We start from the raw sequence: 13,360 nt of genomic DNA on the forward strand, positions 1-13,360 counted from the left end.
TTTTCCCGCAAAAACAGAGGCTCATCAAGCGCACCGGTTTCAAGCAAGCTTCGAATGCCAATGTGGCAGGCGCCGGGATAGCACCATCGGACCGAACCGCCCCGTTTTGCGGCGGACGGCCTGTCCGTGCCTCGGCGGTCGACGCCAGAACATTTCCTTCACGGAGTTGGGTTTTGAACAGCAAAGTTTCGTTCTCTGCGGCATCCAAGGATTACCAGATGGGCCGCTACACACAGTCCTTGGCGACGCTCAATCAGCTGATGGATATTCAGCAGGACGCCAAGACCTATGCGTTGCTGGCCAAGAACCTCGTGCAGCTCGGTTTCAAGGCCGATGCCGCGAAAGCCTATGGCCTGGCCGGCAGCTGCGAAGGACCGAATTCCTACGAATACCAGAAGCAGGCGGCCAAGCTGCACTACGAGACCGGCAGCGAGGACGATGCTCTGCTGATCGCCATGCGAAACCTTAGCAAGGCGCAGGAAGACCCGGAACTCGCCTTCATCATCACCGCGATCTATCTGAAGCGGCAGCAGCGCGATATCATCCGCCCGTTCAAGACGGTGCTGTCGCAGAGTGCCAATCCCGATCATATGCGCCTGGCAGCCCTGCTTCTGAGCGACGATCTGAACGACGCAACCAACCAGAGCCTGTCGCGTAACCTCTTCAAGCGGTTTCCAGGCAATCTCGCATTCCGCTTCCTGCATCTGGTTTTCGCTCGCGAATTCAATGAGTTCGAAGAGGCAAGTAAACACCAGGCGGTGATCGATGCCTCACTCGCAAAGGGCGATGTCGAGATCCTGCGCAAGGATAACCCGTTCTATCATCTGCACTGGTGCGGCAACGAGGATTTCAATCGATATGCGACAATCGGCACCACTCCCCTCAACCCGGAACGGGTGGCCTTCCGCCGCAACCAGCCGCACAACTGGTCGGACAAGATCCGGATCGGCTACATGTCATCTGACTTCTGGGACCGCCACGCGACGATGAAGCTCTTGCAGCGCATCCTCGAACTGCACGACAAGGACCGGTTCGAGGTGACGCTCTTCTGCCATACAGGCCCTGAGTACCTCAAGCATAACAATACCGACCGCAGCCGCTGGGGCCGGGTCGTCACCGTTCACGGCTTCTCCGACCAGGGGATGCTCGCAGCGGTACGCGAGCATAATATCGACATCATGGTCGACCTGAAGGGTCATACTTCAGGCAGCCGCGCGTCGGCCTTCAATTTGCCGCTCGCGCCGGTGCATGTCGGCTGGCTCGGTTTCCCCGGCAGCACGGTCAATATCGATCTCGACTACGTCATCGGCGACCATTCGGTATTGCCCGAGGTGGCCAAGCCCTTCTACCATGAGAAATTCTGCCGGCTGCCGGAGAGCTACCAGCCGAACGACCCGATGCATCGCCCGAAGCCGCGCCCTGTCAGCCGCGAGCAGCTCGGCCTGCCGGAAGACGCCTTCATCTTCGCGTCCTTCAACGGCAACCGCAAAATCACGCCGGAGACGATCGACAGCTGGTGCCGCATTCTCAAGCGCGCGCCGAACAGCGTGCTCTGGCTGATGGCGAACACGCCGCGCAACCAGGCGAACCTCCTGAAGCAATTCCAGGCGGCAGGGATCTCCGCCAAGCGGATCATCTTCTGCCCGCGCGCGCCCTATGAAGAGCACATCGACCGTCAGCAGGCGGCCGACATCGGCATCGACACCTTCCCCGTCAACGGCCACACGACCACCTCGGAGCAACTCTGGGGCGGCCTGCCGGTCCTGACCGTCAAGGGCACCAACTTCGCCTCACGCGTCAGCGAGAGCCTGCTCAGGGCCATCGACCTGCCCGAACTCGTTGCAGCCGACCTGCAGGCCTATGAGGATCTTGCCGTCGAACTGGCGCAGAACCCCGTGCGGATCGCGCAATACAAGGCGCATCTCAAGGAGAAGCGCTATATCGCGCCGCTCTTCGATGCCGAACGGTTCTGCGACCATCTGGAGCAGGCCTATGAAGCCATGGCCGACCGTGCCAAGCAGGGTCTTGCACCCGATCACATGGACATTCCGGCGCTGCCGCCGCGCACGGCGCCGTTCGCGGCCGAGTGAGGGCTTTTCGATCCGCATAAAAGAACCCGCCGGAGCGATCCGGCGGGTTTCTCATTGGCGAATATCAACCGGCGGCAGCCGGTCAGTTGAACGAACGCACCAGGCTGCCGACCAGCAGGTTCCAGCCGTCGATCAGCACGAAGAAGAGAATCTTGAAAGGCAGCGAGATCGAGGTCGGCGGCAGCATCATCATGCCCATCGCCATGGTGATGGTCGCGACGATCAGGTCGATGACGAGGAACGGCAGCACGACGAGGAAGCCGATCTCGAAGCCGCGGCGAATTTCGGAAATCATGAAGGCCGGGATCAGCACCCGATAGTCGATCGGATTGGTCGTCTGGATATTCTGTCCGCGTTCGCGCGCCAGATCGACGAAAAGCGCCAGATCCTTGTCGCGGGTATTGGCCGCCATGAAGGTGCGGAAGGGTTCGGCGATACGCTGGACCGCCTCGGTCTCATTGATCTGATTGGCAAGCAGCGGCTGCACGCCGTTCTGCCAGGCCTGATCGAAGGTCGGCGACATGACGTAGAAGGTCATGAACAGCGACAGCGACAAAAGGATCATATTGGAAGGCGTCGAAGAGAGGCCCATCCCTGAGCGCAGGATCGAGAAGGCGATGACGAAGCGCGGGAAGCTCGTCACCATGATCAGGATGCCCGGCGCGACCGAAAGAATGGTCAGCAGGCCGAATGTGCGGATGATCCAGGCGGCGACGGAGCCATCGACCGGGACGTTCAACAAGTCAGTCGGCAGCTGCTGTGCCACCGCCAGTTCCGGTACCGCCATCATGGCGGCAAGGAAAACTATGAGACGAATCATTCGATGACAAATGTCCTGAACATGACCTTCGATACCCGCCCTTGCGAGCGAAGGTCAACACGTTCCTGTATGTCATCCTTGAGATATTGAAAGCCGCGCGGCCCCTCGATCTGCTGAAGGGAAACGGTTCTGATATAGGCGAGGATATCCTGATGAATATCCTCTGAAACCTTGACATCCGGCGGCCCGTTGAACAGCAGCGCGACTTCGAGTCGGACCCAGTTTTCCGAGGGGTAGGCGAGGTTCGAGGTGATCGGCTCGAGTTGGACGACGTTGTTGGCCTCGGTCGAGATCCGCGCCAGACCTTCCTCGGCCTTCTTCTTGGCCTCGGCACCCTTGGCCTGCTCGACCTCCTTGGCACCCTTGATGTTGGGTGCGACGATCGTGCCGACCGCCCAGCCGCCGCCGGCGCCGACGAGCGTCAGGACGGCGATGCCGATGATCGTCATCAACGAGCCGGATTTCTTGTTCGGTTGACCTGCGCTTACGTCTGGCTCTGCCATCGTCGTTCAGCCTCAAAGCGGCGAGAAAAGATCGACGGCCTGCTGGCCGCGCGGAGGCTGCTGCACTTCCATCAGGCGGCCACGGCCGCCGTAGGAGATGCGGGCTTCGGCAATCTTGTCATAGGAGATCTGATTTTCGGCATTGACGTCCTGCGGACGAACGATGCCGGCGACGTTCAGGATGCGCAGTTCCTGGTTCAGGCGGACTTCCTGCGAGCCCGATATGACGAGGTTGCCGTTTTCGAGAATGCCGGTGACGACGGCGGCGACCAGAAGGGTGAGCTTGTCGGTGCGCTCGATCTTGCCTTTGCCGTCGGTGCTGGTGTCGGACCCATAGGTCAGGTCGGTCTTGGACTCGGGCGTCCAGCCGAAGATCTGGGCGTTGACGTCCCAGTTCATGCCGCTCGAATTCTTGCGGCTGCGGTTGGTCTCGTTGTCGAAGGAGCCTTTGTCGTTGATCTGGATGTCGACGGTCAGGATGTCGCCGACGTTGAGCGCGCGCGCGTCCTTGAAAAGTGCGGCCTGCGAATCGCTCCACAATGAATAGCCTTGCGCGACGGCGCGCGGCTGCTTCGGATAAAGCGCCATCTGCGGCGTCTGGCCATAGGCGAGGCCGCTGCCGATCGGGCTCATGGCAGGCGCGCGGCCGATCTCGCTGACAGCCGTCGGAGACTGGCAACCTGCAAGGAGTGCGAGGGCGGCGATCGCGGCCGGGAAACGCATATTCATGAGGGATCCTTCGACGTGTTGGGATCGGACGCACTGGCAATGACGCTGGCGATGACAGCGGCCTTCTGCGGGTCCATCTCGTTGAGGATGAGGCTCGACTGACGCGGGCCGAGCCGCATGATCACGGCAGAAGCCACCTCGATCTTCATGTCCTGCAACTGTAGGGCGGCCGCATCCGGTTTCATCTTCCTGTAGATCTCGGTGAGGCCGGCTTCCGCCTGCTTCAGGAAATCGTCGCGCCGCTTCAGCCAATCCTGGTATTCGGCCTTGCGCTTGTCCATCTCCGCCATGCGGGCGTCGATATCGGCGCGAAGCTTTTCCAGTTCCTGCTTCTGCAAGAGGTAACGCTGGTCGCGGGCGGGATCGGCAATGTTGGTGCAGAATTGCTTGACCTCGTCCTGGGAGATGATGTCGCCAGCCGGCGCATGTTCCTGCGCGAAGGCGCCGGGGATCGACAGAAGGACGAGGCCCGCGGCCGGCAGCGCCAACCGGCGCAGCAGTTGCAGAACCGTCATGTCACGGTTGATGATATCGATCATTGCAGCACAAGCTCCGCCTGCAGGGCTCCCGCCGACTTGATGCCCTGGAGAATGGCGATGATGCCATCCGGTTTCACGCCGATATTGTTGAGGCCGGCGACGAGAGTCCTGAGGTCGGGGCCGTCGATGATGGCGACGCGCCCGCCGGTCTGCTCGGCGGAAATATCGGTCTGCGGCTGGACGGCGGTCCGGCCTTGCGAGAAGGGTTCGGGCTGAATGATCTGCGGCGTCTCGGTGACCTGAACCGTCAGCGTGCCGTAGCTGACGGCGACCGGCGAGACGCGGACGTCCGAGCCGATGACGATCGTTCCGGTGCGTTCGTTGATGACCACCTTGGCCGGCGTGTCGGTCTCGACGATGAGATTTTCGATATCGGCCATCAGCCGAGTGAGATCGGCCGTGCGCGGCTTCTGGATCACGACTTCCTGCGAATCCTTGGCTTCGGCAACCGGGCCGCCGAAGCGCGCCGAGGCATAACCGTTAACGATGTCGGCGATACGAATCGCCGTCGAGAAGTCAGGGTTACGCAGCTGCAGGACGAGATTGACAGAGTCCTCGAAGCGGGACGGCAGTTCGCGCTCGATAATCGCGCCGCCCGGAACGCGGCCGGCAGTGGTGACGCCTTCGGTCACGGTCGCCGCCTGGCCCTGCGCCTGAAAACCGGAAACGATGGCGGCACCCTGCGCAACGGCATAGATTTGTCCGTCGGCGCCGGAAAGCGAGGTCATGACGAGCGTGCCGCCGCGCAGCGACGTCGCATCACCGAGCGAGCTCACCGTCACGTCGATACGGCTGCCGGGGCTTGCGAAAGGGGGCAGGTTGGCGGTGACCATCACGGCCGCGGTGTTCTTGGCGTTGGACTGGCCGCCCTGCGTCGAGATGCCGAGATTCTGCAGCATCGCGCGCATCGACTGTTCAGTGAAGGGCGAGGACCGGAAGCCGTCGCCGGTCCCCTGGAGGCCGACAATGAGTCCATAACCGATCAGCTGGTTATCGCGGCCGGCCTGAAGGGAGGCGATGTCCTTGATGCGGGAGGTCAGCGCCCAGGCGGGCGCGACATCAGCCAAACTCATGGCGAGAACCGCGACAAGAGTGACGAAACGGAAGAACAGTTTCATTTTGCCCTCACATGGACCGTGCCGTCCGCAAGCACCGTGCCGCTGACGATGACGCCGGAATCCATATTGCGGGCGCGGACGACCTGCCCGGTCGCGCCGTCTTCAAGCGGCGTGCCAGCGGCGGAAATCGTCATCGCACCGAGCGTGAAGACCAGGCGAATCGAAGAGCCGCGGGTCACCGTATAGGCCTCGCGCAGGGCCGAGACCGAGATCGTGCGGCCCGGTAACAGCGTGCGTTTGGAAACCATGCCTTCGACCTGCGAAACGGATTTGGCATAATCGCCGGCGAGGTTGGGGTTGGTGACCTCGACTTCCTGGAGCTGGCTGGCCGACAATGTGTCGCCGGGGTAGATGATCGTGGTCGGGACGACGGCATAACCCATGCCGGCATCCGCCGACGCGGGCAAGACAATGCCCGCGACTGCGATCGTGGCTGCTGCCACCCATCCTGAGATGTGTCCTGCCCGGCAAAACATCATGTTTCGGCCCTTCCCTTACTTCAGGTTCTTGCTGACGATGGAGGCCATTTCATCAGCGGTGGTGATCACCTTGGAATTCATTTCGTAAGCGCGCTGGGCCGAAATCAACTCGGTGATTTCCTTCACCGGGTCGACGTTTGAGGATTCCAGATAGCCCTGTTTCATGTAGGCGAAACCTTCCTCATCGGGATTGCCGATGACGGCTTCGCCGGAGGCCGGCGTCTCCTGGAAGAGATTGTCGCCGAGCGGCTGGAGACCCGCCTCGTTGACGAAGTCGGCAAGCGTCAGCTGCCCGAGCACGGTCGCCGCCGCCGCACCCGGCAGCTTGGCCGAGACTTCGCCCGAGCGGCTGATCGTCAGCTCGGTCGAGCCGGTCGGAATAGTGATGCCGGGAAGGACCTCGTAGCCATCGATGGTGACGAGCTGGCCCTGGTCGTTCTTGTTGAAGGCGCCGGCGCGGCTGTAAAGCGTCGTACCGTCGGTTGACTGGATCTGGAAGAAGCCCTTGCCGATCAGCGCCACGTCGAGATCGTTGCCGGTCTGGGTCAGTTCGCCCTGGAGATGCAGGTTGCGGACCGCCGAGGTCTGGACGCCGAGGCCGATATTGGCACCTTCCGGAACGACGGCCTGGTTGGCACGGTTGGCGACACCCTTGGCACGTTCGGTCTGGTAGAGAAGATCGGAGAATTCGGCGCGGGCGCGCTTGAAACCCGTCGTATTGATGTTCGCGATATTGTTCGCGATGACTTCCAGATTGGTCTGCTGGGCATCCATGCCCGTTGCTGCGATGGCGAGCGCTCTCATGTGTTCGTCCTCAAATCAGTTACATCTGCATCTTGGTGACTTCGAGAAAGGCCGAGACGACCTTGTCGCGGATGGAAATCGCGGTCTGCAGCGTCTGCTCGGCCTGGAGCATGGAATCGACGACTTCACGCGTCGTCGCCGTTCCCTTGATGCCGGCAAAGGACATGCTTTCCGCACCCTTCAGGCTGCTGACCGCGTCGCTCGCCATGTTGCCCATGACGGAGGCGAAGCTCATGCCGTTGGCGGCACCCGCGGTGCCCGGCATGGCGGCGGCAGACGAGGAGGCGGAATTTTCGGTGTCGACGGCGCCAAGCGCACGGGTCATCGACAGGTTGCTGACATTCTGGACGCTGCTGATCATTGATTATTGGCTCTTCAGGAGGTCGATCGTGGAGGAGATGAGATCGCGGGTCTGTTTGATGGTCTGCAGATTGGCGTCATACGAGCGATTGGCTTCGCGCATGTCGGCCATCTCGACCAGGATGTTGACGTTCGGCAGCTTGACGACGCCCTTCTTGTCCGCGGCCGGATTGCTGGGATCGAATTCGGTGCTGAAGTCGCCTTCGTCGACGCCGACCTTCTTGACGCCGACCGTCTCGACGCCGCTGGTGCGATCCATCTGCTGGCCGAAGGTGATCGTCTTGCGCCGATAGGGCTCGGCGCCGGGTGTGTCGCCGGTCGAGCGGGCGTTGGCGATGTTTTCCGAGACGATGCGTAACCGCGTCGACTGCGCCTCGAGCCCGGAACCGGCGATTTTCATTGCTGCTGAAAGCGGATCCATGACTTTTACTTCCTGACGGTCATCAACATCATGCGATTGAAGGAACTGACCAGCGACGTGTTCAGATCGTACTGGCGCTTGATATCGCCGGACTTGGAAAGCTCCTCGGCCAAACCGACCGTATTGCCGGATTCCTGGACGCCGATTTCCTGGTCGAGTGCGGCCTCCTTGACGTCGATATCGCCGCTGTTGCTGAAATCGTTACCGCTGAGATGCGCCGGATTGGTGCGCGCCATGGCGATGTCGGACTTGTCGAGCACCGCGTCAAAGGGCGTGACGTCCTTGGCGTGGAACTTCGGGGTATTGGCATTCGCGATGTTGCCGGCAACAACCTGCTGACGGATCGTCAGCCATTCCGCCTGTCGCGAAGCCAAGTCGAAAAGTTGGATTGGTTGCATGAAACTCTCCGTTTTTACTGTCCCGAACCTAGTGCGGTAATCTTGCGTGGGACTTACGGGAATTCAGGCTTCGAGAGGCTTTTCTGCGAACGCCGCCGCCATCGAAAGAACAGGGGCAAAAGAACAGGGGCTCCGGCCGGTTCGCGGCGGAGCCCCTGTTGCCTGGATTTGCGGCCAGGCTCAGTTGTTCTGGTAGGTCTCACCCTTTGAGGTGACGATCACCCATTTGCCATCGCGCTGCTCAAGTGTCGCAAGGCGGCTTTCGTCGGGCAGGATCGAGCCGATGCGCACCACATACATGCCGGAGGGATCCTCGATCAGCGCCCGGCCGTTGGAGACGTGCAGCAGGCGAAAAGAAGACTTCCCGGGGAAGGGCTGATCCTCCAATATGGGGCCGCCATCGCGCTCCTTGCCGAGATCGGACACCGTTGCGGTCGTCAGCGGATCGATCGGCGGGGCCTTCTTGTCCCCCTCGTTCTTGTTGACCATGGCAAGCGGCGAGACGCTAAAGACATTGCGGGCCGGCCAATCCGGCAGTTCGCGCGAATTGCTGCTGGTGGCAACATTGATGCCGAACTTGTCCGCGTTGAAGAACACGTACCAGGGGAAAAAAGCGGAGGCGCCGGCAAGCGCCAGGCCGCTGAAGGTCAGCACACGATCCAGGATGACGGTTTTCCTGCGCTGCTTCAGGGAAGCGATGCGTTCGTCGTCGAATTCAGCCACGTCTAGCCTCTCCTCTGAATGGGTGCGCCCTGATTGCCCATGCCGGCCGCAGCCTTGAGTGCGCCGGCGAGATCGGCGAAGGCATCAAGCGAGTCGCGATCCCCCGGAGACTGTTTCAGAACGTCGTAAATGATCGGCACCTGCTTGATCGCCATGTCGAGATCGGGGTCGGCCCCCTGGCGGTAACCGCCGATCATGCGCAGGTCGCGCGTCTCTTCAAAACGATGGATCAGCACCTTCAGCCGCGACACCAGCTTTTCCTGATCCGGCGTCCAGGCCTTGCGGGCAAGACGCGAGATCGAGGCGAGCGGATCGATCGGAGGATAACGCCCCTCTTCGGCGAGACTGCGCTGCAGGACGATATGACCGTCGAGGATGCCGCGCGTCGAATCGGCAATCGGGTCGTTGTGATTGTCGCCGTCGACAAGGATCGAGATGATCGCCGTGATGGTGCCGGCGCCCTCGGGGCCGGGGCCGGCGCGTTCCAACAGGCGCGGCAGCTCGGTGAAGACGGAAGCGGGATAGCCGCGCGCGATCGGCGGCTCGCCGGAGGCGGTCGCCACCTCGCGGATCGCATGGGCGAAACGCGTGACACTGTCGACGATGAAGAGAACGTTCTCGCCCTTGTCGCGGAAATGTTCGGCGATGGTGACGGCCGTCAGCGGCGCCATCTTGCGCAGCATCGGGCTCTCATCGCTGGTTGCGACGACGGCGATCGCCTTCCTCATATTGCTGCCGAGCGTATCCTCGATAAATTCGCGCACCTCGCGGCCGCGCTCGCCGACGAGCGCAATGACAACCTTGTCGAAAGCATCGGCGCGGGCGAGCATGGACAGGAGCGTCGACTTGCCAACACCGGAGCCGGCGAAGATGCCGAGGCGCTGCCCGAGGCAGAGCGGCGAGAAGATGTCGATGGCGCGAACGCCGGTCTTGAAGCCGGTCTCGACACGCTTGCGGGTCATCGAGGGCGGCGCGGTATTGGAGATCGAGCGGCGATCGAGCCCCTCGGTGATCGGACCCAGCCCGTCGATCGGCTCGCCGAGCGAGTTGACGGTGCGCCCACACCAGCTGTCCGACGGCGAAATGCGGAAGGCGCCCTTGCGGATCACGGTATCGTGGATGCCGATCGGCTCGCCGGGTTCGATCGGGCAGACATAGATCAGCTCCGGTTCGACGCGCACGACTTCGCCGAGATGGATGCCGGTCGCGGATTTATGGGCCACGAACTCGCCGAGACGAACATGGCGGGAGAGACCGTGAACCGTGTAGTGGCCGGCGGCGATGGTCTGCACGCGACCGCCATGGGCAACCGCAAATTCCGGCGATGCGTATCGGTCGACGAGGTTCGCCAGGTGCGCCAGCTTCGGGGAAAGGCCGTCCTCAGACAGTAGCGTGGTGCTCATGCTTTAACTCTCGCCCTAAAATACGCCGCGTGCAGCTTGCTGCATGCGACGTATTTTTGGTCTTTGTTCTTGTGCATGTCGTCCTTCCAAAACCGCCGGACACTTTTGAGCGACATGCATTAGCGGCTGCCCCCAAGTGTCTGGACGGCTTCCTTGAAGGAATCTTCGCTGTCGCGCATCAGCGACGAGACGCTTTCGAAGGCGCGGTTGACTTCGATCAGCTGGGTGATTTCACGCATGGCGTTGACGTTGGAGTTTTCGAGATAACCCTGCTCGACACCGACATTGAAGCGGTCGACGACGGCGCGCGGCTGGTCGGTGGTCATGATGCCGCTGTTTTCGTAGCGCAGGTAACCCTTGCTGATATCGGCCTCGAACAGGCCGAGGGAGCCGACCTGGCGGCCGCCCTGATAGATGATGCCGTCGGTGCCGACGGCGGGCTCGCCCCCTTTGGTGTTGAGCTGGATCGGGGCACCGCCGGCATCGAGAACCGGGTATCCCCGGATCGAAACAAGTTCGCCGGTTTCCTTGATGGTGAAGCGGCCATCCCTCGTCAGCACGCGGCCGGCCGGCGTATCGAGCGAAAACCAGGCATCACCCTTGATGGCGAAATCGAGCATGTTGCCGGTGTGCTGCAGTTCGCCGTTTCCCTCGTTCAGGTAGTCGTTGCCTTGGGAAACGAAGGCGACCTTGGTGTTCAGCTTGTTCTTGGTATTCGCCACCATTTCGTCAAACTTCACCTCAGTAGCGCGAAAACCGGTCGTATTCACGTTCGCCATGTTGTCTGCGATGGTGTTTAGACGCTTTTCGAGGGCCATCTGCGACGACAGAGAAACATAAAGACCGGATTGCATGTCGGTAAGCTCCAAGCATTGGCGATGAACGGGACGAAAAGCCGGGCGTCGTCACATCTGGTTCGGCCGGGATTTCGCTGAGGCAGCATCTCAGAAACGGGTGCGGGCACCCATTCGTCTCCTTTAGACTGACGGCAGATGCTTGCGCGAAGCTGGCACGCGGAAATGCTTGGCGACCGGGCCTTTCATCAGCCTCACGCAAGGCAGAAACCCTATCCGTCTCAAAGAAAAGCAACGTTCAGATTGGGCTGACGATGAATATCATTATCGGATTTATAGTGACTTGCGGCTGTATCGTCGGCAGCTTTATGGCGATGGGCGGCGAAGTGGATGCGCTGCTCCAGCCCTTCGAATTCCTCATCATCGGTGGCGCCGGCCTCGGCAGCTTCATCATGGCGAACCCGATGAAGGTGGTGAAGGATTCCGGCAAGGCGCTCAGCGAAGCCTTCAGGCACGCCGTGCCGAAGGAACGCAACTATCTCGATACGCTCGGCGTGCTCTATTCGCTGATGCGAGACCTGCGCACCAAGTCGCGAAACGAGATCGAAGCCCATATCGACAATCCGGCCGAATCGACAATTTTTCAGTCGGCTCCGACGGTTCTGAAGAACAAGGAGCTGACGGCGTTCATCTGCGACTACGTCCGCCTGATCATCATCGGCAACGCCCGCAGCCACGAGATCGAGGCGCTGATGGACGAAGAGCTCAACACCATCATGCACGACAAGATGAAGCCCTACCACTCGATCCAGATCATGAGCGATTCCTTCCCGGCGATCGGCATCGTTGCGGCCGTTCTCGGCGTCATCAAGGCGATGGCGCACATCAACGATTCGCCTGAGGTGCTCGGCCACCTGATCGGCTCGGCGCTCGTCGGCACCTTCCTCGGCATTCTCTTGTCCTACTGCGTCTGCTCGCCGCTGGTCTCCCAGATCAAGGTGGTGCGCAACAAGCAGCACCGTCTCTACGTCATCGTCAAGCAGACGCTGCTTGCCTATATGAACGGCTCGGTGCCGCAGGTCGCGCTCGAATACGGCCGCAAGACGATCTCGGCTTACGAGCGTCCGTCCATCGATGCGGTCGAGCAGGAAATGATGAACCCAGGTGGCGAAAACAAGGCGGCTTAAATGACTATGAGCAATGCTTCGCACGACAAACCGGCAATGGATCCTGCCCTCCTTGCCAAGCTGACAGGCGGGCTTGGCGACAGAGGCAGGGTCGCCAAGATCTGCAGTTCCTTCGGGGAAATCTACAGCGAATTCTTTCCCGACGTCATCAAAAGCGAGACCGGCCTCGACGTGACGGTCAACTATCTCGGCTGCGAGATCGGCTACAAGAACCACCTCATCGAAGACCTGAGCGCGAACGTCACACTCGTCGACGCGACGCTGCGCAACTGGTCGCAGAACATTACGCTTGCCTGCGGAAACGGCTTCGTCATCACGCTGATGGAGCATCTGCTCGGGGCCACAGCCGATACGATCGAGGAACCGGCCGAACGGCTGCTTTCGATCATCGAGCTCGATCTGGCGGTCATGGTCTTCGACAAGATTGCCAAGGTGCTGCGCTCGGCCGTCAACGCGCCGGGCGGTTTCGAACCGAGCCTTTCGGCCCCGCACGCCCATGACATGCGCGCCCGGCCGCCGGAGGATCGTCCGGACGAATTCGCGGCTGCCATCAACATGTCGATCACGCTTGCCGGCATCGTTTCGGAATTTTCGTTGATCGTTCCGCAGACGGCACTGCTCAAGACCAAGGTGACGCCGCCGAAGCCGAAACGCCAGGCCAGCAGCAACTCAGCGGAATGGACCGAACAGCTCGGCGATCAGGTCCGCCGCTCCCATGTCACGCTCGAGGCCAAGATCAGGCTGCAGGACTTGACGCTGCGGACAATATCGAAGCTGATGGTCGGCGACGTCATTCCGTTCCGCGACCACGGCGATGTGCGCGTCGAGGTCAGCGCCAACACCAAGGAATTGTATGTGTGCGAGTTCGGGCGCTCAGGCGAAAATTACATGGTCCGCGTCAAGGATACGATGAACTCGGATGATGAACTCATCCGTCATTTAATGAATTAATCGGTTCTCTGGCTTTTGGGCTGCAAAGGCAGTTTGAGGCA

The 13,360-nt window shown here is 61.0% G+C and carries 16 protein-coding genes; 3 read left to right on the forward strand and 13 right to left on the reverse strand.

The annotated features are described in order from the left end of the window. Positions 1-173 precede the first annotated feature (173 nt). Positions 174-2,090 (forward strand): O-linked N-acetylglucosamine transferase, SPINDLY family protein, encoded by a 1,917-nt coding sequence (locus tag ACIPSK_RS14470; RefSeq protein WP_162117821.1) that lies wholly within the window; start codon positions 174-176, stop codon positions 2,088-2,090. Between the two features lie 82 nt (positions 2,091-2,172). On the opposite strand, the gene fliP is transcribed toward ACIPSK_RS14470, so the two are convergent. From fliP to flgF, 13 genes are all read right to left on the reverse strand, one after another. Beyond that, positions 2,173-2,910: a flagellar type III secretion system pore protein FliP gene (gene fliP, locus ACIPSK_RS14475; protein ID WP_017967035.1), complete on the reverse strand. Its 738-nt coding sequence runs from the start codon at positions 2,908-2,910 to the stop codon at positions 2,173-2,175. Continuing rightward, a complete protein-coding gene (locus ACIPSK_RS14480) occupies positions 2,907-3,413 on the reverse strand; it encodes a flagellar basal body-associated FliL family protein (RefSeq protein ID WP_017967034.1) in 507 nt (168 codons plus the stop codon). The genes fliP and ACIPSK_RS14480 overlap by 4 nt, the downstream gene beginning before the upstream one ends. Positions 3,414-3,425: 12 nt before the next feature. After that, positions 3,426-4,142 carry a flagellar basal body L-ring protein FlgH gene (flgH, locus tag ACIPSK_RS14485; RefSeq protein WP_003556536.1) on the reverse strand — a complete coding sequence of 239 codons (717 nt, stop codon included), beginning with the start codon at positions 4,140-4,142 and terminating at the stop codon, positions 3,426-3,428. Beyond that, positions 4,139-4,681, reverse strand: coding sequence for a MotE family protein (locus tag ACIPSK_RS14490; RefSeq protein ID WP_162117822.1), 543 nt, complete (start codon positions 4,679-4,681; stop codon positions 4,139-4,141). The genes flgH and ACIPSK_RS14490 overlap by 4 nt, the downstream gene beginning before the upstream one ends. Beyond that, positions 4,678-5,799 carry a flagellar basal body P-ring protein FlgI gene (locus ACIPSK_RS14495; protein ID WP_162117823.1) on the reverse strand — a complete coding sequence of 374 codons (1,122 nt, stop codon included), beginning with the start codon at positions 5,797-5,799 and terminating at the stop codon, positions 4,678-4,680. The genes ACIPSK_RS14490 and ACIPSK_RS14495 overlap by 4 nt, the downstream gene beginning before the upstream one ends. Beyond that, a complete protein-coding gene (flgA, locus tag ACIPSK_RS14500; protein ID WP_162117824.1) occupies positions 5,796-6,278 on the reverse strand; it encodes a flagellar basal body P-ring formation chaperone FlgA in 483 nt (160 codons plus the stop codon). The genes ACIPSK_RS14495 and flgA overlap by 4 nt, the downstream gene beginning before the upstream one ends. A gap of 15 nt (positions 6,279-6,293) precedes the next feature. Continuing rightward, positions 6,294-7,082, reverse strand: coding sequence for a flagellar basal-body rod protein FlgG (flgG, locus tag ACIPSK_RS14505; RefSeq protein ID WP_064249918.1), 789 nt, complete (start codon positions 7,080-7,082; stop codon positions 6,294-6,296). A 19-nt stretch (positions 7,083-7,101) separates the two neighbouring features. Next, entirely contained in the window at positions 7,102-7,443 is a 342-nt protein-coding gene (locus ACIPSK_RS14510; protein WP_162117825.1) for a flagellar hook-basal body complex protein FliE, read from the reverse strand. A gap of 3 nt (positions 7,444-7,446) precedes the next feature. Beyond that, entirely contained in the window at positions 7,447-7,863 is a 417-nt protein-coding gene (flgC, locus tag ACIPSK_RS14515; RefSeq protein WP_017967028.1) for a flagellar basal body rod protein FlgC, read from the reverse strand. Between the two features lie 5 nt (positions 7,864-7,868). Continuing rightward, entirely contained in the window at positions 7,869-8,261 is a 393-nt protein-coding gene (flgB, locus tag ACIPSK_RS14520; protein WP_064249920.1) for a flagellar basal body rod protein FlgB, read from the reverse strand. 180 nt (positions 8,262-8,441) lie between these two features. After that, a complete protein-coding gene (locus ACIPSK_RS14525; RefSeq protein WP_017967026.1) occupies positions 8,442-8,984 on the reverse strand; it encodes a hypothetical protein in 543 nt (180 codons plus the stop codon). Between the two features lie 2 nt (positions 8,985-8,986). Further along, the gene (fliI, locus tag ACIPSK_RS14530) at positions 8,987-10,387 is read right to left on the reverse strand and encodes a flagellar protein export ATPase FliI (RefSeq protein ID WP_162117826.1); all 1,401 of its coding nucleotides are present in this window, start codon (positions 10,385-10,387) and stop codon (positions 8,987-8,989) included. A 119-nt stretch (positions 10,388-10,506) separates the two neighbouring features. Continuing rightward, a complete protein-coding gene (gene flgF / locus ACIPSK_RS14535) occupies positions 10,507-11,241 on the reverse strand; it encodes a flagellar basal-body rod protein FlgF (RefSeq protein WP_017967023.1) in 735 nt (244 codons plus the stop codon). Between the two features lie 254 nt (positions 11,242-11,495). On the opposite strand from flgF, the gene motA reads away from it, so the two are divergent. After that, positions 11,496-12,368, forward strand: a complete 873-nt coding sequence (gene motA / locus ACIPSK_RS14540; protein ID WP_017967022.1) for a flagellar motor stator protein MotA — start codon at positions 11,496-11,498, stop codon at positions 12,366-12,368. Further along, positions 12,369-13,319, forward strand: coding sequence for a FliM/FliN family flagellar motor switch protein (locus ACIPSK_RS14545; RefSeq protein WP_017967021.1), 951 nt, complete (start codon positions 12,369-12,371; stop codon positions 13,317-13,319). Positions 13,320-13,360 lie beyond the last annotated feature (41 nt).

It is taken from the genome of Rhizobium sp. LARHSG275 (assembly GCF_052871115.1).

Coding starts and splice junctions, on each gene's coding strand:
- fliP (WP_017967035.1), bottom strand. CDS start 2,910: ATGATTCGTCTCATAGTTTTCCTTGCCGCCATGATGGCGGTACCGGAA.
- ACIPSK_RS14480 (WP_017967034.1), bottom strand. CDS start 3,413: ATGGCAGAGCCAGACGTAAGCGCAGGTCAACCGAACAAGAAATCCGGC.
- flgH (WP_003556536.1), bottom strand. CDS start 4,142: ATGAATATGCGTTTCCCGGCCGCGATCGCCGCCCTCGCACTCCTTGCA.
- ACIPSK_RS14490 (WP_162117822.1), bottom strand. CDS start 4,681: ATGATCGATATCATCAACCGTGACATGACGGTTCTGCAACTGCTGCGC.
- ACIPSK_RS14495 (WP_162117823.1), bottom strand. CDS start 5,799: ATGAAACTGTTCTTCCGTTTCGTCACTCTTGTCGCGGTTCTCGCCATG.
- flgA (WP_162117824.1), bottom strand. CDS start 6,278: ATGATGTTTTGCCGGGCAGGACACATCTCAGGATGGGTGGCAGCAGCC.
- flgG (WP_064249918.1), bottom strand. CDS start 7,082: ATGAGAGCGCTCGCCATCGCAGCAACGGGCATGGATGCCCAGCAGACC.
- ACIPSK_RS14510 (WP_162117825.1), bottom strand. CDS start 7,443: ATGATCAGCAGCGTCCAGAATGTCAGCAACCTGTCGATGACCCGTGCG.
- flgC (WP_017967028.1), bottom strand. CDS start 7,863: ATGGATCCGCTTTCAGCAGCAATGAAAATCGCCGGTTCCGGGCTCGAG.
- flgB (WP_064249920.1), bottom strand. CDS start 8,261: ATGCAACCAATCCAACTTTTCGACTTGGCTTCGCGACAGGCGGAATGG.
- fliI (WP_162117826.1), bottom strand. CDS start 10,387: ATGAGCACCACGCTACTGTCTGAGGACGGCCTTTCCCCGAAGCTGGCG.
- flgF (WP_017967023.1), bottom strand. CDS start 11,241: ATGCAATCCGGTCTTTATGTTTCTCTGTCGTCGCAGATGGCCCTCGAA.
- motA (WP_017967022.1), top strand. CDS start 11,496: ATGAATATCATTATCGGATTTATAGTGACTTGCGGCTGTATCGTCGGC.
- ACIPSK_RS14545 (WP_017967021.1), top strand. CDS start 12,369: ATGACTATGAGCAATGCTTCGCACGACAAACCGGCAATGGATCCTGCC.